Raw genomic sequence first — 20,359 nt, 5'->3', positions numbered from 1 at the left:
CGGCCGGGGCCCGCCGGAGCGGGCCCCGGAGCCGGGCGGGCGGCCGCGGTGCGGTCAGAGGACGAACGGGTCCCGGCCGTCGGCGGCGGTCATCGGGCGGCCGGCGGCCTCCCAGGCGAACATGCCGCCGTCCACGTTGACCGCGTCCCGGCCCTGCGCGACCAGGTACTGGACGACCTGGGCGGAGCGGCCGCCGACCCGGCAGAGCACGTACAGCCTGCCGTCGGGCAGCTCGTCGATCCGGGCGATCACCTGGCCGATCGGGATGTGCAGCGCGCCGTCCACGTGGCCGGCGTCCCACTCGTCCTGCTCGCGGACGTCGAGCAGTGCGGCGTCGGCCGGCACGGACGCGGCGTCGGTGGTGGGCAGCGCTTGCGCGAACATCGTCGGATTCTCCTGGGCGTGGGTACGGGGGCGGGTCTGCGAGGGGTCCTCCCCTCCATTGTGCCGACCGGTCGGCGCCGGACCGGGCACGACGTCGTCGCCGAGCAGCCGCTCCAGGTCGGCGCGCCGCTCGGAGGCCCGGGCGAGGAGCTGCTCGGCGAGCTCCTCCAGCAGCCGCTCCGGCTCCTGCGGCGCCAGCAGCAGCAGCTCGCCCATCGGGGTGCGCTCCAGGCGGACCTGCTCGGTGGCGAGCTGGCCGATCCGCGCGGTCAGCCACTCCAGGCGGCGCAGCAGCCAGTCCGGCCGGTCGGGGGAGTCCGGGTCGGGCGCGGTCTCCGGGGCGGTCGACCACTCGCCGGCCAGCTCCTCCAGGCCGGCGGTGTCGCCCTGCGCGTACGCCTCGTTGACCCGGGCGATGAAGGCCGAGCGGCGCTCCTGCTCGGCCGGGTCGGTGGTGAGGTCGGGGTGGGCGCGGCGGGCGAGGTCGCGGTAGATCCGCTGGGCGTCCCGGTCGGGCCGGACCTTGGCGGCGGCCGGCGGCTCGGGGGCGAGGTCGGCGGCGGCCGGGTCGTCCGGCTCGGCGACCCGGCTGCGGGCCTCGGCCGCGCGGCGCAGCGCCTCCGGGTCCCCGGTGCGGACGGCTACGGCCTCGGCGATCAGTGCGTCCAGCTCGTCGAGGCGGGCGTACAGCGGCCCGAGCAGCTGGTGGTGGACCAGCGCGAAGTTGTCGATCTCCACCCGGAGGGTGGCGACGTCGACGTCGAGGGTCAGCCAGGCCAGTTCGGCGGCCGCCACCCGCTCCTCGAGCAGCAGCCGATCCTGCTCGCTCCACTGGACGGGGCTCTCCGCGCTCACCAGTCCGCCTCCGCATGCACCCGGTCTCCGAGCCTGCCACCCTACCGGGGGGCCGGACCGGTCCGCCGGGCCCGCGTCCCGGTACCCCTTCCGGTTGAACCCGCAGCGCACACGGGCGCTCACCCAGCGACACGCAACTGATACCGAGGAATCTCCGCGATTCGCTGTCGGAGCCGGGCTCGCACGTGCTTCGCTGGAGGGTGCCTCCGTCCTGCGCCGCGCCTGTGGCCGAACACAGCCCGGGGGCCCGCGTACAGAAGGATGGGACACGCAGGAGCGGCCGGAGACAAGGAGCCGGTGCGCCGCGCCGACACGGCGGCCGCTCCCCGGCAGGGCGGCCAGGCGGGAGCAGACCGAACCGATGGTGGACGAGCCGAACTCCGCACCGACGGCGGGAGAGGCCGCGGGCGACCCTCCCTCCGGAGTGGTCGCCCTGCTGCGCGTCGCCGCGGTGATGGTCGACCCGGACGGCCGGATCGCGCTGTGGAACCGCGCCGCGGAGGAGCTCTTCGGACACCGGGCGGAGGTCGCCTGCGGCCGCACCGCCTCCGGTCTGCTGCCCGCCGTCGAACCCCGCCCGGAGACCGGTGCGCCGCGTCCGGGCACGCCGCCGCGGCGCTGCGACGCCCTGGACACCCTGGACGACCTGACCCGGCCCGACGCCGCCTGGTCGGGCGCGATGGCCGTGGTCGACCGCGAGGAGCGGCTGCGCGACGTCATCTGGTGGGCGTACCCGCTGGTCGAGCCGGCCGGCCGCAGCCTGCTGGCGCTGGCCGCGGACGCCCGGCCGCTGCGGGCCGGCGGGCCGCGGATAGCGCTCGGCGAGCGGCTGCTGGCGTACGCCGCGGCGCCCGCCGCGACCGGCGCCTTCCACCGGGTCTCCCCCGCCTTCGCCCCGGTCGGACCGGGCGGTGCGGCGCAGCTGGACGGCCTGCTGCCGCGCGGCTCCGAGGAGCGCCGCCGACGGCTGCTCGGGCAGGTCGCCGCGGCCGGGGTGCCCGCGCTCTGGGTGGACGCGGCGACCAGACTGCCCGTCCTCCCCTACGAGCCGGCCGGCCGCGGCGCGGCCCGGGTCGCCGCCGGACTGGTCCGCCGGTACCCGACCCCGCTGCAGCGCGCCGACCGGCCCCGGGCGGCCCGCCGCCCGGCCGATCCGGCCGCGCCCGGCGGGCGCCGCACGATCGGCCTGCAGGTCCTGCCCGCCGGGGCGCCGCGCGGCGCCGAGGACGGGCGGGGGATCGGCACCACCGTGCCCGGGCAGCGCGAGTCCGGGGCGGTCACCGCGAACGGCCAGAGCCAGGGAGGCCCAGCCATCGAGTCCACCGCCAACGGCACCGCGCCCGTCAGGGCCGCCGTCGGGTCCGCTCCGCCGCAGGGCCGATCGGACGGGCCGGACGGACACCCCCACGACACCCCCGGTGTCCCGGCACCGCCGGCACCGCCGTCCGTCGAGGTGCTGACCGTCAGCCAGGCCGGCGAGCAGCTGGCCCTGCTGAGCGAGGTCGGCAACCGGGTCGGCACCACCCTGGACCTCGACACGACCGCCCGCGAGCTGTGCGAGGTCCTCGTCCCGCGGGTCGCCGACTTCGCCTGCGTCGACCTCCTGGACGGCCTGATCTCCGACTCGGAGCTGCCCGACGAACGCCCGGACGACCGGACGATGCTGCGCCGGGTCGCCCGCGCGGTGAACAGCTCCCCCGGCCACTGGGACCACGTCCTGGACGAGGGCGCCCTGCTCGCGATGCCCCGTTCCACGCCGCCGGGCCTCGCCCTGCAGGAGAACCAGCCGGTGCTGGTGCCGGTGATCGACCCGGACGTGGCGGTGGACTACGCGGCCTCGCTGGGCGGCGGGCCGGACCTGGTGCCGGTGGTGGTCGGCCGGTCGATGCTGGTGCTGCCGCTGTCCGCCCGGGGCACGGTGCTGGGCATCCTGAAGCTGCTGCGGCTGCCGGACCGCTCGCCGTTCGACAAGTCCGACGCCGCCACCCTGAAGGAGCTGGCGGCCCGGGCCGCGCTGTCGCTGGACAACGCCCGGCTGCACCGGGCGGAGTCCCGGGTGGCGACCACCCTGCAGCGGTCGATGATCCCGACCCGGCCGCCGCGGATCCCCGGTGTGCAGATCGCGCACCGCTACCTGCCGGGCGACTCCCGGGCGGAGGTCGGCGGCGACTGGTTCGACGCGATCCAGCTGCCGGGCAGCCGGGTCGCCCTGGTGGTCGGCGACGTGATGGGCCACGGCCTGCACTCGGCGGCCGCGATGGGCCGGTTCCGCACCGCCATGCAGACCCTCGCCGCGCTGGACCTGCCGCCCGGCCAGCTGCTGCGGCACCTGGACAACCTGGCCCACAAGCTCGGCGACGACCACCTGGCGACCTGCCTGTACGCGGTCTACGACCCGATCAACCGCACCTGCGAGCTGGCCAGCGCCGGGCACGTCCCGCCGGTGCTGGTGCACCCCGACGGCCGGGGCGAGCTGCTGGAGATCCCGGAGGGCGCACCGATCGGCGTCGGCGGGGTCCCGTTCGTGGCGAAGCGGATCGACGTCTCGGACGGCTCGATGCTGGTGATGTGCACCGACGGCCTGGTCGAGGTGCGGGGCGGTGACATAGGAGAGGGCCTGGCCGCGCTCTGCGGCAACCTGATCGACCCCAAGCAGACCCCGGACGAGGCCTGCGACACGGTGCTGGAGCGGCTGCACTCCGACGACCGGGCCGACGACGTGGCCCTGCTGGTCGCCCGCTTCGACGGCGTGCCGCCGAGCGAGGTGGCGACCTGGGAGCTCGCCGTCGCGGAGGGCGAGGTCCGCCGGGCCCGGTCGCTGGTGCGCGGCCAGCTCGCCGCCTGGGGACTGGACGCCGTGGACGACACGGTGGAGCTGCTGGTCAGCGAGCTGGTGACGAACGCCGTCCGGGTCGCCAGGGACCACGTCCAGCTGCAGCTGATCAGGGTCGACAAGCTGCTGGTCGAGGTCAGCGACGACAACCACAACCTGCCCTCGCTGGAGCCCGCCGGCTCGATGGACGAGCACGGCCGGGGGCTCCACCTGGTCAGCAAGCTCGCCGAGCGCTGGGGCACCGCCCGCAAGGCGGTCGGCAAGGTGGTCTGGTTCGAACTGGCACTGCCGAGGAGCTGAGGCACCGCCGTACGGCCCCGGCCGTACGGCGCGGCTCCGCCGCCTCAGCGCACCAGGGGCACGGCCGTCCGCGGGCCGCCCTCGGCCGCCACGGAGGCGGCCGCGCCCACCCCGGCCAGCACCCGCGGCCAGAACTGCCCGAAGACCTCCAGCGAGGCCGCGATCAGCCCGGCCACCAGCACCGCCACGACGTGCTCCAGCCCGGCGAGGTTCGGCAGCAGCACGGCCTCGACGACCATCGCCAGCACCACCGCACCGCCCGTCCACCAGGCCCGGCAGCGGATCGCCACGCAGACCGCCAGCGCGACCACGGCCGCGGACGGGCCGGTGTCCCGGACGTGTCCCACCCAGGTGGGGAAGCCGAAGAGGTGCTCCGGGCCGAGCTCCACGCCGATCCGGGCGAACAGCGTGCCCGCCAGGGTGCAGGCGTAGGCGACGGCTAGGGTGAGGCGGCGGCCGAGGACGATCTCGGCGATCCCGAAGACCAGGAAGACCTGGACGAGCGCGCCCCACACCGGCAGGTCCAGCGCGGGGACGTACAGCGAGAGCGGTGTCCGCAGCAGCGAGATCCCGAGCGGCAGCGCGGCCCGCACGACGCCGACCTGGGTGACCAGCCGTTCGCCGCCCGGCAGGTGCTGGACGACGGAGAAGAGCAGCACCAGCACGGTCGCCGCGGTGGCCAGCGGGACGGAGGCGAACCGGTGCCGGCGCACGTGCCCGCGGACGATTCCGATCAGCGTGCCCCACTCCGCGACCGCGGCCCGGACCGCCACCGGTCCGACACCCGGTCGTACGCCCCCCGCACGAGCCATCCGATCCACCGCTGAATCTCCCCGTCCGTTTTCCGGCCGGCACCCCCGCGCCCCGCCGTGCAATTCCCGGGACATTTCCCGTACGGCCGGGGTTTCTCCCGCCGATACATCCACGGTAGGCATCGGACAAACGGGGGGCGTCACCTTGCGAGGCGAATCGCGGATCATCCTCAAGTCGGAGGGGGGCGACCACCGGACGCGGCCGCACCCCCCGATCGGCGGTGGCCCTCCGCCCCCCGGCGGAGGGACTACCCCTACCCGTCCCGCTCCGCCGCCGACCCCCCGCCGGACACCGCCTGCGCGGCGGCCCGGACGTGACGGCGACGGAAGAGGACGGGGAGACTCGGCACCGTGATGAAGCCCTCGGCGCGCGCACTGGCGATGCCGATCCGCGGAATCTCGCTGCTCTTCTCGAAGAGCAGATAACGCGGCTCCCAGATCGGCCGGTACTTCGCGTTGGCCCGGTACAGCGATTCGATCTGCCACCAGCGGGAGAAGAATCCCAGCACCGAGCGCCACAGCCGCAGCACCGGACCGGCGCCCAGCTTGGAACCGCGCTCGAAAACCGAGCGGAACATCGCGAAGTTCAGCGAGACCCGTTCCAGGGCGACCTCGTCGGCGCGCTGCAGCAGTTCGATGACCATGAATTCCATCAGGCCGTTCTCGCTGTCGCGGTCCCGGCGCATCAGGTCCAGCGAGAGGCCGTTGCGGCCCCACGGGACGAAGCTCAGCAGCGCCCGCAGCTCGCCGTCCGCGTCGTGGCACTCCAGCATCACGCAGCGGCCGTCGTCCGGGTCGCCGAGCCGGCCCAGCGCCATCGAGAAGCCGCGCTCGGTCTGGCCGTCCCGCCAGTGGTCGGCCTTGTCGAGCAGCTCCGCCATCTCCTCGTCGGGGATGTCCTCGTGCCGCCGGATGCGCACCGTGTACCCGGCCCGCTTGACCCGGTTGTACGCCTGCCGGACGACCCGCATCGCGCGTCCGTCCAGCGAGAACTCGTCGACCTCGACGATCGCCTCGTCGCCCAGCTCCAGCGCGTCCAGGCCGTGCCGGGCGTAGATCACGCCGGCCTCCTCGGAGGCGCCCATCACGGCCGGCACCCAGGCGTGCTCCCGGGCCTCCTCCAGCCACGCGTCGATCGCCCCCGGCCAGGCCTCCGGATCGCCGATCGGATCGCCGGAGGCCAGCGAGACGCCGCCCAGCACCCGGTAGGCCACCGCGGCCTTGCCGGACGGCGAGAAGATCACCGCCTTGTCTCGACGCAGCGCGAAGTAGCCCAGCGAGTCGCGCTCGCCCTGCCGCTCCAGCAGCTCGCGCAGTCGGACCTCGTCCTCCGCGGTCAGCAGCTCCTGGCCGCGCGGGCTGCGGAAGGCCAGGTACAGCACCAGCAGGAAGAGCACCGCGCCCATCGCGTTGATGAAGGCGTTCACCCAGGTCGGCACGGAGATCTCGTCCGCCAGCCGGCCGGACGGGGTGATCGTCACCATCCGGGCCACCGCGTAGCCGAACCGGGTGCCGAACTCCGCGCCGTGCACGGCGTTGGTCAGCTGCACCAGGGTCGCGCCGACCACACCGCCGAACAGCAGGCCGCCGATGAACGTCGCCACCCCGGTCTTGGGGTTGGAGCGGTCCCCCTTGGAGGTGAACTCCCGCCGGCCGACCAGCAGCGTCAGGAAGAAGCCGACCGTCAGCACGGTGGAGAACCAGTTCATCGGATGGTCCGCGAACGGGCTGTCCGGCACCAGCATCAGCAGCAGGTACAGCACCGAGAAGAGCCCCGACACCACCGCGTTGAAGATCCACGCGGCCCGTTTGCGGCGCCGCATCGCCACCGCGAGGAAGAGCGAGAGCAGCACGGTCGTCAGACCGGCCGTCAGCAGGTACGGGGTGAAGTACTCGCCCTCGTTGTGCTCCTGCACCTGGTCCCGGAACGGCACCGCCAGCACCGCGACGAGGTTCAGCAGGGCCAGCAGCCTCAGGTACCAGACCGTCGTCGCGGCGGCCCTCGGCCGCCACCGGGCGAGCAGCCCGGACGGGGATCCGACATGCGCGGGAACGGCGGTGGGCGCCGGCTTCACGGTGGACACAGCTCCAATTGCAGACGATCAACGTGGGGGACGCATCCGTACGACACCCGGGAGGGACGGAGCGGCCCGCACACCCGGTCACCGAGCGGCCAGGGCCCACAGGGGGCTCCGTGTTCCATGGTTCCCCACCCCGGATGAGAATTGCGTGAATCCGGTAGCGGATTCCGACCCCCGCCGTTCGGCGGGGGTCACCACCCCGCCGGTGGACCGGATCGCGCCCCGCCGGCCCCTAGGCTCGAAGACGAGCCGCGCACGCCCGAGGAGAGCCATGCCACCGATCCGCGTCCTGATCGTGGACGACGAGGTCCTCGTCCGCTCGGGCCTCGGCCTGATCGTGGGCTCCGCCCCCGACCTGGAGGTGGTCGGCGGCTGCTCCGGCGGCCAGGCCGAGCAGCAGACCGTCGAGCTGCGCCCGCAGGTCGTCCTGCTCGACATCCGGATGCCCGACCTGGACGGCATCAGCGTGCTGCGCCGGCTGCGCGCCCTGCCCGACCCGCCGGCCGTGGCCATGCTCACCACCTTCGACACCGACGAGTACATCGGCACCGCCCTGCGCGCCGGCGCGGCCGGCTTCCTGCTCAAGGACACCGCCCCCGAGCAGCTGGTGCACGCCGTCCGGGTGCTCGCCGCCGGCGGCAGCATGCTCTCGCCCACCGTCGCCCGCACGGTCATCAACGGCTACGTCGAGGGCGGCGGCCCCGACGCGGACGCCGCCGCGCTGGCCCGCCAGCTCACCACCCGCGAGCTCGACGTGCTCGCCCTGCTCGGCGAGGGCCTGTCCAACGCGGAGATCGCCGACCGCCTCTACCTCGGCACCGGCACCGTGAAGGACCACATCAGCGCGATCCTCGCCAAGCTCGGCGCGGCGAACCGGGTCCAGGCCGCCGTGGTCGCCCACCGCGCCGGGCTGGTCCGCGCCCAGGGCGGCCCGGGCGCATGACCGGCCCCAGAGCCCTGCCGGCCTGGTGCACCGCGACCTGGCTGATGCTGCTGCTGCCGGTGCTGATCTCGCTCGTCGACGCCGCCCTGGTCTCCAAGGGCGCCAAGTGGTGGGAGGCGGCGCTCTCCGTCCTGGCCGCGCTCGCCCTGCTGCTGCGCCGCCGCCTCCCGGTGACGGTGCTGCTGCTCACCCTGCCCGGGGCGTTCGTCAACTACATCTGGCTGGCGCCGATGACCGCGGTCTACACGGTCGCCGCGCAGCGGGCGGCGCTGAGGGTCACCGCGGCCTGCGCCACCGCCTTCGCCCTGGTCGAGTTCTTCCACTGGCCGCTCGCCGACCACCCGCTCGCCCTCGACCGGGACAACGCGCTGTACGCCATCCAGTGCGTGATGCTGGCCGCCGGGCCCGCCGCGCTCGGTCTGCTCGCCCGCACCAGGCGCGAGCTCGCCCACCGCCTCGACGAGCTCACCCGCGGCCAGCAGCGCGAGAGCCGGCTGCTCGCCGAGCGGGTGCTGGCCACCGAGCGGGCCCGGCTGGCCCGCGAGATGCACGACGTGGTCTCCCACCAGGTCAGCCTGATCTCCATCCAGGCCGGTGCGCTGCAGGTGTCCACCGGCGACCCGGCCGCCAAGGACACCGCCTCGACCATCCGCGAGCTGGCCGTCCGCACCCTCCAGGAGCTCCGCCAGATGGTCGGGGTGCTGCGCGCCGCGGGCGTCGAGCCCTCCGAGCCGCTCGCCCCGCAGCCGCGGCTGGCCGACCTGCCGAAGCTGATCGACGGCAGCGGCCTGCCGGTGACCAGCGACCTCTCCACCGGCGGCCGGCACTGGCCGGAGGCGGTGGAGCGGGCCGCGTACCGGACGGTCCAGGAGGCGCTGACCAACATCACCAAGTACGCGCCCGGCGCCGCGGTGTCCGTCCGGGTGGCGGGGGGCGGCTCCCGGCTGCTGGTCGAGGTGCGGAACGCCCCGCCGCCCGAGGACGCTTCCGACCGGCCGGTGCTGCCCGGCGGCGGGCACGGACTGGTCGGCCTGCGCGAACGGGCCCAGCTGCTCGGCGGCACCCTGGTGGCCGGCCCCACCGCGGACGGCGGCTTCACCGTCCGGGCCGCCCTCCCCGCCGCCGCGGACTGAACCCCGGCACCGGCCGCGCCCCCGGGTGCGGCCGGTGCTCGGCGGGAATTCCGCCGCCCGACCCGGCCGTCCGCACGGAAGGGAATTGCCGTGGGTGCCGTCGCCGGAAAACGAGAAAGCCCCGCAGATCCGAAGATCTGCGGGGCTTCGCTGTGCGCGAGGGGGGAGTTGAACCCCCACGCCCTTTCGGGCACTGGAACCTGAATCCAGCGCGTCTGCCTATTCCGCCACCCGCGCATGGGTGCTGTCGTAAGATGCTTCCCGCTCTTCCGACCTGACGAGAACCTTACCGTATCTCGCTTGGTCTTCCGTTCGGCTCCCTCTCGGGCGCCCCTTCCGACGTGGAAAACATTAGCACGGCCTGCGGGCTACCTCCGAATCCGTTTCCCCGCACCCCGGGGAACCGCTCCGACGCGGGGCGGACGAACGGGTGACCGAGGGATGATCGGGGCCCGCCGCGGGTACCTCCCGCATGCCGTGCGGCTCCCTCCGCACGGCTGTCCGCACCCGGCGCACGCCCCCGCCCGGCCCCCTGCCGGGCAGGTGGCGGGCGGTGTGCCCGGTCTCACGCCCCGGGACCACGTTCCCGGGGAACCGTACGGATGGGCCCGACGTGGATACGATCAGTACGGAAAACCGCAACCCGGCCCGCGAGCGCGGCCCGGCCGACGCCCTGGAAGGGGGTGCCCCGTGGGAGTCCTGAAGAAGTTCGAGCAGCGGCTCGAGGGTCTCGTGAACGGCACCTTCGCCAAGGTGTTCAAGTCCGAGGTCCAGCCGGTCGAGATCGCCGGCGCGCTCCAGCGCGAGTGCGACAACAACGCGACCATCTGGAACCGCGACCGCACGGTCGTCCCGAACGACTTCATCGTCGAGCTCAGCCCGCACGACTACGAGCGGCTCAGCCCGTACGCCGGCCAGCTCGGCACCGAGCTCGCCGGCATGGTCCGCGAGTACGCCGAGGCGCAGCGCTACAGCTTCATGGGCCCGCTCCAGGTGACCCTGGAGAAGGCCGACGAGCTGGACACCGGCCTGTACCGGGTGCGCAGCCGCACCCTGGCCGGCGAGGAGCCCGCGGCGCAGGTGCCGCAGCCGCCGGCCGCCCCGGGCGGCTACGAGCGGCCCCCGACCCCGCCCGCGCCCGGTGCGCCGTGGCAGCAGCAGGGTGCGGCGCCGTACGGTGCGCCGCCGCCGCCCGCCGCTCCCCCGGCGGCGCCGCAGGGTCCGCCCGCGACCGGCGGGAACGTCCGCCCCTTCCCGGGTGCCGGCCACAGCGGTGCGAACACCCGCCGCTGGGTGGAGGTCAACGGCGCCCGGCACCAGATCACGGGCAACGCGTGCGTGCTCGGCCGCTCCACCGAGGCGGACATCCGGATCGACGACCCCGGGGTCTCCCGCAAGCACGCGGAGATCCGGCCGGGGACGCCCGCGATGGTGCTCGACCTCGGGTCCACCAACGGCATCGTGGTGGACGGACAGCACACCCAGCGCGCTACGCTCCGCGACGGCTCCCGAATCGTCCTCGGGTCCACCACCATCGTCTACCGACAGGTCGAAGGGTAGAGCGGGCCACTCATGTCAGAACTGACCCTCACGGTCATGCGGCTGGGCTTCCTCGCCGTGCTGTGGCTGTTCGTCATCGTCGCGGTCCAGGTCATCCGCAGCGACCTGTTCGGCACCAAGGTGAACCCGCGCACGGCGCGGCGGACCGCCTCGGCCGCCACCGCGTCCACGGGCCGTCCGCCCCAGCAGGGCGGGCAGGCCGCCGCGCCGCCGCAGCCGCGCCAGCGCCGCGGTGCGCCGACCCACCTCGTGGTCGTGCAGGGCTCGCTGGCCGGCACCACCGTCGCCCTGCAGGGGCAGACCATCACGCTCGGCCGGGCGCACGACTCGACGATCGTGCTGGACGACGACTACGCCTCCTCCCGCCATGCCAGGATCTTCCCGGATCAGACTGGGCAGTGGACGGTGGAGGATCTAGGCTCCACCAACGGCACGTATCTGGACCGGCAGCGGCTCACCGCGCCGATGCCGCTCCAGCCCGGCGTGCCGATCCGTATCGGCCGGACCGTCATCGAACTGCGGAAGTAGCGGCGCATGAGGGACACCACCCCGTCCAAGACCAGCCGGGAGCGCGGGCGCCGCGCTGCCGCTGCCGTGCGCGCCCACGGCACGGTCGCCACCGCCCGGGCCCGGAAGGGGGCGGCGACGGCATGAGCCTGGTGCTGCGCTTCGCCGCCGGCTCCCACAAGGGCCTGATCCGGGAGGGGAACGAGGACTCCGGCTACGCCGGTCCGCGGCTGCTCGCCGTCGCCGACGGCATGGGCGGCGCGGCGGCCGGCGAGGTCGCCTCCTCGGAGGTGCTCGGTTCGATCGTCCGGCTGGACGAGGACGTCCCCGGTGCCGACCTGCTGACCCTGCTCGGCGACGCCGTCCAGGGCGCCAACGACCGGCTGCGGCAGATGGTCGAGGAGGACCCGCAGCTGGAGGGCATGGGCTGCACCCTCACCGCGATGCTGTGGACGGGCCAGCGGATGGGCCTGGTGCACATCGGCGACTCCCGGGCGTACCTGCTGCGGGACGGCTCGCTGACCCAGATCACCCAGGACCACACGTGGGTCCAGCGGCTGGTGGACGAGGGCCGGATCACGCCGGAGGAGGCGGAGACGCACCCCCAGCGGTCGCTGCTGATGCGCGCGCTGGACGGCCGCGGCCAGGTCGAGCCCGACCTCTCGATCCGCGAGGTGCGGGCCGGCGACCGCTACCTGATCTGCTCCGACGGCCTGTCCGGCCCGGTCAGCCACCAGACCCTGGAGGCCACGCTCGGGAGCTACTACGCCCCGCAGCAGACCGTCCAGGAGCTGATCCAGCTGGCGCTGCGCGGCGGCGGCCCGGACAACATCACCTGCATCGTGGCGGACGTCATCGACGTCGGCGCCACGGACACCCTGAGCGGCCAGCTCGCGGACATCCCGGTGGTCGTCGGCGCGGTGGCCGAGGCGCAGCCGCACCACGGCGACCACAACCTGCTGAACACCCCGGCCGGCCGCGCCGCCGGTCTCGGCCGCCCGCAGGCCCCGCAGGGCGCGTTCGGCCCGGCCAGCGGCTACGAGGCGGCGGGCTTCGGCCCCGCCGAGGGCTACGAGGACGACGGCTACGGCGCGGCCGAGGGCTACGGCGCCGACGCGCAGCCGTACGAGGGCGAGCGCCCGTCCCGGCGCAAGCGCAAGGGCCGGAAGCTGAAGGTCTCGCTGGCGGTGCTGGCGGTGCTCGGCCTGCTGGGCGCCGGCGGGTACGTCGGCTGGAAGTGGACGCAGGACCAGTACTACGTCGGTGCCGACGGCGAGGGCGTGGCGGTCTACCGCGGCCTCAACCAGTCGCTGGCCGGGCTGAGCCTGTCCTCGGTGTACGAGCAGCACGACGACATCGAACTCAAGTTCCTGCCGACCTACCAGCGGACGCAGGTCACCAAGACCATCCAGGCGAAGAGCCTGGCGGACGCCCGCGAGCAGGTCCGTACCCTGGGCACCCAGGCCTCGGTCTGCAAGAAGGTCGCGCAGGGCGCCAAGCCGGCGCAGGGCACCACCACCGGCGGCGGCGCGACGCCGCAGCCCGGGGCGAGCCCGAGCCCGACCGCGTCGGCGGCCGCCCCGTCGGCCTCCGGCACGGCGCTGACCCAGGTGGGCTTCCGCAACGAGACCCCGGCCCCCGGGGCCAGCCCGAGCCCGAGCCCGAGCACCGACACCCTGAGCACCGGCAACCCCGGCACCACGCCCGAACTGACCGAGCAGGAGAAGCAGCTGGCGTCCTCCTGCCCGACCCCCTAGCACCGACCCCGCCAGGGGACTCAGCCGTCGGGGAGCGGCCTACACGTGAGCACCTTTGACCTGAGCAACAGCGACACCGACCGCCGCGGCGCGCGGCGGGGCAACACCACGATCACGCCGCAGAACGCGCCGAACCGCCGCAACACCGAGCTGGCCATGCTCGGCTTCGCGGTGGTGCTGCCGATGTTCGCCTACGCCAACGTGGGCCTCGCGATGGACGGCTCGCTGCCGGCCGGCATGCTGGCGTACGGCCTCGGCATGGGCGCCCTGGCGCTGGTCGCGCACCTGCTGATGCGCCGGTTCGCGCCGTACGCGGACCCGCTGCTGCTGCCGCTGGCCACCCTGCTCAACGGGCTGGGCCTGGTGATGATCTGGCGGCTGGACAAGGCCGGCAAGCTGCTCGCCAACAACTTCCCGGCGGCCGCGAACCAGCTGATGTGGTCGGGCCTGGGCATCGCGTTCTTCATCGGCGTCATGGTGCTGCTGAAGGACCACCGGATCCTGCAGCGGTACACGTACATCTCGATGGCGGTGGCCCTGGTGCTGCTCGCCGCGCCGGCGTTCTTCCCGGCCCGGGCGGGCGACTTCGGCGCCAAGATCTGGATCCACATCGGCAGCTTCTCGATCCAGCCCGGCGAGTTCGCCAAGATCATCCTGACGGTGTTCTTCTCCGGCTACCTGATGGTCAAGCGGGACGCGCTGGCGCTGGCGAGCCGCCGCTTCATGGGCCTGTACCTGCCGCGCGGCCGCGACCTCGGCCCGATCATCGTGGTCTGGCTGCTGTCGATCCTGATCCTGGTCTTCGAGACCGACCTCGGCTCGTCCTTCCTGTTCTTCGGCCTGTTCGTGGTGATGCTGTACGTCGCCACCGAACGCACCAGCTGGATCGTCTTCGGCCTGGTGATGTCGATCGGCGGCGCCACGGTGGTGGCCTCCGTCGAGTCGCACGTGCAGACCCGCATCAACTCCTGGCTCGACCCGATGGCGGCCTTCGCCGACCCGCCGCCGCCCGGCACCAGCGAGCAGATCGGCCAGACCCTGATGGCCTTCGGCTCCGGCGGCGTCACCGGCAGCGGCCTCGGCCAGGGCCGCTCGTGGCTGATCCAGTTCGCCGCGAAGAGCGACTTCATCCTCGGCTCGTTCGGCGAGGAGCTCGGCCTCACCGGCATGATGGCGGTCTTCCTGCTGTACGGCCTGATCGTGCAGCGCGGTCTGCGGACGGCCGTCGCCGCCCGCGACCCGTTCGGCAAGCTGCTCGCGGTGGGCCTGTCCTCGGCGTTCGCGCTGCAGGTCTTCGTGGTCGCCGGCGGCGTCACCGGCCTCATCCCGCTGACCGGTATGACGATGCCCTTCCTCGCCCAGGGCGGTTCCTCGGTGGTGGCGAACTGGGCCCTGATCGCCATCCTGCTCAAGATCAGCGACAGTGCGCGCCGCCCGGCCGCCGAACCGGAGCCGGCCACTGCCCCGGCCTCGGCCTGAAAGGGATCCGACACGTGAACAAGCCCATCCGCCGGGTCTCGGTCTTCTGCCTGATCCTCGTCCTCGCCCTGATGGTGCGCACCAACTGGGTGCAGGGCGTCCAGGCGCACGCCTGGGCGACCAACGAGAACAACGACCGCAACAAGTACGACCGGTACGCCTACCCGCGCGGCAACATCATCGTCGGCGGCCAGGCGGTCACCAACTCGGACTTCGTCAACGGCCTGCGCTACAAGTACAAGCGCAGCTGGGTCGACGGCGCGATGTACGCGCCGGTCACCGGCTACTCCTCGCAGTCCTTCGGCACCAGCCAGCTGGAGTCGCTGGAGGACGGCATCCTGGCCGGCACCGACTCGCGGCTGTTCTTCCGGAACACCCTCGACATGCTGACCGGTGACGACAAGAAGGGCGGCGACGTCGTCACCACGATCGACGCCAAGGCCCAGAAGGCAGCCTTCGAGGGCCTCGGCAACAAGAAGGGCGCGGCGGTCGCCATCGACCCGCGCACCGGCGCGATCCTGGCCCTGGTCTCCACCCCGTCCTACGACCCGGGCAAGTTCTCCGGCAGCTCTGCGGCGGACGCCAAGGCGTGGAACGACCTCAACGCGGACCAGAACAAGCCGATGCTGAACCGGGCGCTGCGCGAGACCTACCCGCCGGGCTCGACCTTCAAGCTGGTCACCGCCGCCGCCGCGTTCGAGGACGGGAAGTTCCAGAACCCGGGCGACAAGACCGACACCCCGGAGCAGTTCTTCCTGCCGGGCACCAAGACCGAGCTGAAGAACGCCAGCAAGACCGAGCCCTGCACCAACGCCACGCTGCAGGACGCCATGGACCTGTCCTGCAACACCGTCTTCGGCAAGATCGGCGCCGAGGTGGGCGGGGCGAAGCTGCGCGCGCAGGCGGAGAAGTTCGGCTTCAACAACCCCAAGGTGGACGTCCCGATCCGGGCCACCACCAGCGTGTTCCCGTCCAACTCCTCGCCGGACGGCACCGCGATGGACGCCATCGGCCAGCACGACACCCGGGCCACCCCGCTGCAGATGGCGATGGTCGCCTCGGCGATCGCCAACAACGGCACGCTGATGGAGCCGTACCTGGTCGACCAGGAGCGGTCCAGCACCCTCGCGGTGGTGTCCAAGCACTCCGAGAAGGTCATGAGCCAGGCGGTCTCGGCGACCACCGCCCAGAAGCTGCAGCAGCTGATGGAGTCGGTGGTGCAGAACGGCACCGGCACCAAGGCGAAGATCGACGGGGTCACGGTCGGCGGCAAGACCGGCACCGCCCAGCACGGCCAGGACAACAGCGGCCTGCCGTTCGCCTGGTTCATGTCCTACGCCAAGGGCGCGGACGGCAAGCAGGTCGCGGTGGCGGTCGTGGTCGAGGACGGCGACAGCGACCGGAACGAGATCAGCGGCGGTTCGATCGCGGCGCCGATCGCGAAGAGCATCATGCAGGCGGTGGTGCAGGGCAAGTAGCAGCGGGCGCCCGCCCCGAGGATCCGAAGGCCCGACGACCTGAGGGAATCGTCACAGTGGGACCGTTCCGGTGCATACCGGTCTGGTCTCAGCTGGCAGGCTGTTCGGGTTGCCACGGGTTCGCCCGGTAGCGTATCCGCCAGCAGCGGGTGTACCCACTGCTGAGCCGCGGCTCCGGCCGCGGGGTCGGCGCCGCAGAACCGCTGTGGCGGTGGCAAGCGTCCAACAGTGCGTGCGGGGTCACCTACGTCACATCCTCACCACCCGGTGAGGGAGAGGGTCGGAACTATGGAAGAGCCTCGTCGCCTCGGCGGCAGGTACGAGCTCGGCGGCGTCCTCGGACGCGGCGGCATGGCCGAGGTCTACCTGGCCCATGACACCCGGCTCGGCCGCACGGTCGCCGTGAAGACCCTCCGCGCGGACATGGCACGCGACCCGTCGTTCCAGGCGCGCTTCCGCCGCGAGGCGCAGTCCGCGGCCTCGCTGAACCACCCCGCGATCGTCGCCGTGTACGACACCGGCGAGGACTACATCGACGGCATCTCCATCCCGTACATCGTGATGGAGTACGTCGAGGGCTCGACCCTGCGCGAGCTGCTGCACTCCGGCCGCCGGCTGCTGCCGGAGCGCGCTCTGGAGATGACGATCGGCATCCTGCAGGCGCTGGAGTACTCGCACCGCGCCGGCATCGTCCACCGCGACATCAAGCCCGCCAACGTGATGCTGACCCGCCAGGGCAACGTCAAGGTGATGGACTTCGGCATCGCCCGGGCGATGGGCGACGCCGGCATGACGATGACGCAGACCTCGGCCGTCATCGGCACCGCCCAGTACCTCTCCCCCGAGCAGGCCAAGGGCGAGACGGTCGACGCCCGCTCCGACCTCTACTCCACCGGCTGCCTGCTGTACGAGCTGCTGACCGTGCGTCCGCCGTTCGTCGGCGACTCGCCGGTGGCGGTGGCGTACCAGCACGTGCGGGAGGAGGCCCAGCCGCCGTCCGCGTTCGACCCGGAGGTCCGCCCCGAGGTCGACGCGATCGTGCTGAAGGCGCTCGCCAAGGAGCGCGACTACCGCTACCAGAGCGCCGACGAGATGCGCGACGACATCGAGCGCTTCCTCGACGGCCTGCCGGTGGCCGCGGCCCAGCAAGCGGCCGCGTACGGCATGGGCGGCGCCGGGTACGGCTACGACCAGGCCGGCGCCGCGCAGTACGACCCGTACGGCCAGACCAACCTGCTGCCGCAGCAGGGCGCGGCCGGCCCGACCACGATGCTGCCGCAGGTCGGCTCCCAGCAGCCGGGCTACGGCTACCCGCCCCAGGCGCAGGACGACGGCTACGGCGGCTCCGGCGGCCGGGGCGGCGGCTACGAGGACGACGACAACTACGGCCGCGGCAGCCGCCGGCAGAGCCAGCAGAAGAAGAACAACACCTCCTGGATCGTGCTGGCCGTCGCGGCCGTGCTGGTGCTGGTGGGTGCGTTCTTCGTCGTGCAGGCGATGCTGAACAGCGGTGGCGGCGGCGGCAAGACGACCGCGCCGAACCTGGTCGGCCTGAGCCTCGCCGACGCGCAGGCGAAGGCGAAGACGCAGAACGAGAAGCTGCAGGTGCAGCAGAGCACCCCGATCGCCTGCCCGGACGCCAAGATCCAGAAGGATCAGGTCTGTACCCAGGAGCCGGTCGCCAACTCGCAGATCGACGTCAACACGCCGATCAAGGTGCACCTGTCCGCCGGCCCGGTGGAGACGGACATCCCGGACGTCACCGGCCAGTCGGTGGACGCGGCGACCACGACGCTGACGGGCAAGGGCTTCACGGTCAAGACCGAGATCAAGAACGACGACTCGGTCGCCCAGGACAAGGTCATCTCGTACAGCCCGAACGGCAAGGCCGCGGCGGGCACGCAGATCACCCTGACCATCTCCGGCGGCGCAGGGAAGGTCGCGGTGCCGCCGGTGACCGGCCAGACCAAGGACGCGGCCAGCCAGGCGATCACCGACGCCGGCCTGACGGTCAAGGTCAGCACCCAGTCGGTGACCGATCCGGCCCAGGTGGACGTCGTCCTGGACCAGAACCCGAAGAGCGGCCAACTGAAAAAGGGCGCTCAGGTCACCATCACGGTCGGCAAGATGGCGGAGAAGCCCTCGGTGCCGATCCTCGTGGGCAAGACCTACAAGCAGGCCTTCGCACTGCTGACCCAGAAGGGCCTCCAGCCGCAGGTCGTCTTCGGCCCGCAGGACGACAACGCGATCGTGCTGAGCAGCGACCCGCCGTCCGGCACCCCGGTCGACGCGGGCTCGGTCGTCCGTCTGACCACCCGGGCCGGTGACGGCCCGCCCACGGGCAACTGACGGACCGAAGCCCACGGAAGGGGTCGCGCAGCACCGCGCGGCCCCTTCCGCGTTCCCCGGGTACGTCGCCGCAGCCCTTCAGGCCGTCAGTTCGGGCGGCGGGGTGCGGCGGGCGTCCACCGGCTCGACCCGCTGCAGGCTCCCCCACACCACCAGCCGGTACAGCGAGGTGTACACCGGCGTGCAGGTGGTCAGGGTGAGGTAGCGGCCGGGCCGGGTGTACGGCGAGCGCTCGGGGACGGGGGCGATGACGCCGGTGTCGTCCGGGGAGGTCTGCGGCAGGACGCCGTCGACCCGGTAGACGTACCAGTGGTCGTCGGTCTCGATCACCACCGGGTCGCCGGGGCCGAGCCGGTCGAGGTCGTGGAAGCGGGCGCCGTGCCCGTCCCGGTGCGCGGCCAGGGTGACGTTGCCGACCGGGTCCCAGGGCATCGCGGAGCGGTACGGCGCCTCGTAGAGGCCGGCGACGCCGGTGTCCAGGACGTCGGCACCGGTGCCGGCCCGGATCAGCACCTCGTTGCCCCGGCCGAGCGCGGGGACGTGCAGGAAGCCCACGGCGCCGGCGGACCGCGCCCGGCCCCCGGCGGGCGGCGGGGCGCTCCAGCCGGCCCGCAGCCGGGCCGCCTGCTGCGCGGTCTGCCGGTCCGCGACCAGGTCCGTCCACCAGACCGAGTACACCGCGAAGAGGGCGATCACCGCCCCGAGTGTGATCATCAGCTCGCCCGCGGCGCCGACCGCCGCCCGGATCCGACGACCGACGGACACAGGACTCACGGCGGGGCCTCCCGGGTGCGGGATCAGCCGGTGAGCGCGGCGGGCTTGCCCTGGCTCCTCGGCCGTTCCTCGAGCATCTTCCCGAACACGATCAGGCGTCCACGGGCACTGAACTCGGGTGTACACGTGGTCAGCGTGATGTAACGACCCGGTTGGGTGAACGGCGAGCCCTTGGGGACGGCCTGGATGACCGTCACGTTGGTCGGCGGAGTCTCCGGGATGCCGCCGGCGACCTCGTAGGTGTAGAAGGCGGTGGCGGTCTCCACCACGATCTTGTCGCCGGGTGCCAACTGGCCGATCTTGCGGAAGGGCTGACCGTGCGTAGTGCGGTGCGCGGCGATCGCGAAGTTGCCGGCCTTGTCCGCCGGCATCGCGGTGCCCGTGTAGTGGCCGACCAGGCCCTTGTCGAGCACCTGCTGCTTCTGGGTGCCCTCGGCGATCGGGTACTTGAGGCCCAGTTTGGGGATGTACAGCAGCGCGAAGCCCTTGCCGGGCTCGAACTGCCCGGCGGGCGCCGCACCGGGCGCGGGCGTCCCGGTGGGCTGCGGGGCGCTGTTCCACTGCTGCTCCAGCCGGTCCCCGGCGGCGTTCGCCGAGGCGTCGGCCTGCACGTTGGTCCACCACAGCTGGTAGGCGACGAAGAGCAGCATCACCAGGCCGAGGGTGATGAAGAGTTCGCCGACCGCCCGGGCCACGACGACCCGCTTCTTCTCCTGCGGCCGCGGCCGGGCGGCGGCGCCGGAGCCGCCCGGGGCCCGGCGCCGGCCGGTGCCGGGGGCGCCCAGCCCGCTCGCCGCCCGGCGGCGCTCGGCGCGGCCCCCGGGGACGGTGGGCACCGCAGGCGCCGCGGGCGCCGCGGGCACGGCCGCCTCGGGCACCGTCCGCAGCTGCATCGTCCGGTCGTCGAACTGCGGGCCGCCGAACTGCGTTTCGGTGAAATGCGGTTCGGCCTGCCCGCCCGGCGCCGCGTCACGGTGGGACCCCGGCTGCTGCGGGGTCTGCTGCGGAGCCTGCTGCGGGAACGGCTGCGGCGGGTCGGCGGACTCGTAGACGCCCCAGTCGTCGGTCCCCCGACCCGGCTGACCGCCCCCCTCCGGGCGTACGGCGGTCACCG

At 73.3% G+C, this 20,359-nt stretch carries 14 protein-coding genes and 1 tRNA gene; 9 read left to right on the top strand and 6 right to left on the bottom strand.

What is annotated here, in order from left to right; genetic code table 11:
* Positions 1-54: 54 nt before the first annotated feature.
* The gene (locus ABD353_RS09520; protein ID WP_344623040.1) at positions 55-1,239 is read right to left on the bottom strand and encodes a rhodanese-like domain-containing protein; all 1,185 of its coding nucleotides are present in this window, start codon (positions 1,237-1,239) and stop codon (positions 55-57) included.
* A 361-nt stretch (positions 1,240-1,600) separates the two neighbouring features.
* Here ABD353_RS09520 and ABD353_RS09515 point away from each other — a divergent pair, with 361 nt between their 5' ends.
* A complete protein-coding gene (locus ABD353_RS09515) occupies positions 1,601-4,372 on the top strand; it encodes a SpoIIE family protein phosphatase (RefSeq protein WP_344623039.1) in 2,772 nt (923 codons plus the stop codon).
* 44 nt (positions 4,373-4,416) lie between these two features.
* Here ABD353_RS09515 and ABD353_RS09510 read toward each other — a convergent pair whose 3' ends face one another.
* Together ABD353_RS09510 and ABD353_RS09505 are read right to left on the bottom strand one after the other, a co-directional pair.
* Positions 4,417-5,145, bottom strand: coding sequence for a hypothetical protein (locus ABD353_RS09510; RefSeq protein WP_344623038.1), 729 nt, complete (start codon positions 5,143-5,145; stop codon positions 4,417-4,419).
* A 293-nt stretch (positions 5,146-5,438) separates the two neighbouring features.
* Positions 5,439-7,268, bottom strand: a complete 1,830-nt coding sequence (locus tag ABD353_RS09505) for a phosphatidylglycerol lysyltransferase domain-containing protein (protein ID WP_425555110.1) — start codon at positions 7,266-7,268, stop codon at positions 5,439-5,441.
* Between the two features lie 268 nt (positions 7,269-7,536).
* Between ABD353_RS09505 and ABD353_RS09500 the strand changes: the two genes are divergently transcribed.
* A complete protein-coding gene (locus ABD353_RS09500) occupies positions 7,537-8,208 on the top strand; it encodes a response regulator (protein WP_344623037.1) in 672 nt (223 codons plus the stop codon).
* Positions 8,205-9,341 (top strand): sensor histidine kinase, encoded by a 1,137-nt coding sequence (locus ABD353_RS09495; protein WP_344623036.1) that lies wholly within the window; start codon positions 8,205-8,207, stop codon positions 9,339-9,341. Before ABD353_RS09500 ends, ABD353_RS09495 begins: the two co-directional genes overlap by 4 nt.
* A gap of 153 nt (positions 9,342-9,494) precedes the next feature.
* Here the strand turns inward: ABD353_RS09495 and ABD353_RS09490 are convergent.
* A tRNA-Leu gene (locus ABD353_RS09490) sits at positions 9,495-9,578 on the bottom strand.
* 453 nt (positions 9,579-10,031) lie between these two features.
* On the opposite strand from ABD353_RS09490, the gene ABD353_RS09485 reads away from it, so the two are divergent.
* From ABD353_RS09485 to pknB, 6 genes are all read left to right on the top strand, one after another.
* Positions 10,032-10,901, top strand: a complete 870-nt coding sequence (locus ABD353_RS09485) for an FHA domain-containing protein (RefSeq protein ID WP_344623035.1) — start codon at positions 10,032-10,034, stop codon at positions 10,899-10,901.
* A gap of 12 nt (positions 10,902-10,913) precedes the next feature.
* Positions 10,914-11,429 (top strand): FHA domain-containing protein FhaB/FipA, encoded by a 516-nt coding sequence (locus ABD353_RS09480; protein WP_344623034.1) that lies wholly within the window; start codon positions 10,914-10,916, stop codon positions 11,427-11,429.
* A 122-nt stretch (positions 11,430-11,551) separates the two neighbouring features.
* The gene (locus ABD353_RS09475) at positions 11,552-13,165 is read left to right on the top strand and encodes a PP2C family protein-serine/threonine phosphatase (RefSeq protein ID WP_344623033.1); all 1,614 of its coding nucleotides are present in this window, start codon (positions 11,552-11,554) and stop codon (positions 13,163-13,165) included.
* Between the two features lie 45 nt (positions 13,166-13,210).
* Positions 13,211-14,644, top strand: coding sequence for an FtsW/RodA/SpoVE family cell cycle protein (locus ABD353_RS09470; RefSeq protein ID WP_425555109.1), 1,434 nt, complete (start codon positions 13,211-13,213; stop codon positions 14,642-14,644).
* A 14-nt stretch (positions 14,645-14,658) separates the two neighbouring features.
* The gene (locus ABD353_RS09465; RefSeq protein ID WP_344623032.1) at positions 14,659-16,122 is read left to right on the top strand and encodes a peptidoglycan D,D-transpeptidase FtsI family protein; all 1,464 of its coding nucleotides are present in this window, start codon (positions 14,659-14,661) and stop codon (positions 16,120-16,122) included.
* Between the two features lie 288 nt (positions 16,123-16,410).
* On the top strand, positions 16,411-18,471 hold the full coding sequence (gene pknB / locus ABD353_RS09460) for a Stk1 family PASTA domain-containing Ser/Thr kinase (protein WP_344623031.1): 2,061 nt from the start codon (positions 16,411-16,413) through the stop codon (positions 18,469-18,471).
* Positions 18,472-18,549: 78 nt separating this feature from the next.
* Here the strand turns inward: pknB and ABD353_RS09455 are convergent, their stop codons facing one another.
* Together ABD353_RS09455 and ABD353_RS09450 are read right to left on the bottom strand one after the other, a co-directional pair.
* Positions 18,550-19,245, bottom strand: a complete 696-nt coding sequence (locus ABD353_RS09455) for a class E sortase (RefSeq protein ID WP_344623030.1) — start codon at positions 19,243-19,245, stop codon at positions 18,550-18,552.
* Between the two features lie 23 nt (positions 19,246-19,268).
* Positions 19,269-20,357 (bottom strand): class E sortase, encoded by a 1,089-nt coding sequence (locus tag ABD353_RS09450; RefSeq protein ID WP_344623029.1) that lies wholly within the window; start codon positions 20,355-20,357, stop codon positions 19,269-19,271.
* Positions 20,358-20,359: the final 2 nt, after the last annotated feature.

Origin of the sequence: Kitasatospora arboriphila, from assembly GCF_039528095.1 — a bacterium.
Classification (GTDB): domain Bacteria; phylum Actinomycetota; class Actinomycetes; order Streptomycetales; family Streptomycetaceae; genus Kitasatospora; species Kitasatospora arboriphila.
This window is presented reverse-complemented; position numbering and strand designations above follow the sequence as displayed.

Excerpts from the sequence above, each read along its gene's own strand:
- ABD353_RS09500 (WP_344623037.1), top strand. The coding sequence starts at position 7,537 with ATGCCACCGATCCGCGTCCTGATCGTGGACGACGAGGTCCTCGTCCGC.
- pknB (WP_344623031.1), top strand. The coding sequence starts at position 16,411 with ATGGAAGAGCCTCGTCGCCTCGGCGGCAGGTACGAGCTCGGCGGCGTC.
- ABD353_RS09495 (WP_344623036.1), top strand. The coding sequence starts at position 8,205 with ATGACCGGCCCCAGAGCCCTGCCGGCCTGGTGCACCGCGACCTGGCTG.
- ABD353_RS09475 (WP_344623033.1), top strand. The coding sequence starts at position 11,552 with ATGAGCCTGGTGCTGCGCTTCGCCGCCGGCTCCCACAAGGGCCTGATC.
- ABD353_RS09515 (WP_344623039.1), top strand. The coding sequence starts at position 1,601 with ATGGTGGACGAGCCGAACTCCGCACCGACGGCGGGAGAGGCCGCGGGC.
- ABD353_RS09480 (WP_344623034.1), top strand. The coding sequence starts at position 10,914 with ATGTCAGAACTGACCCTCACGGTCATGCGGCTGGGCTTCCTCGCCGTG.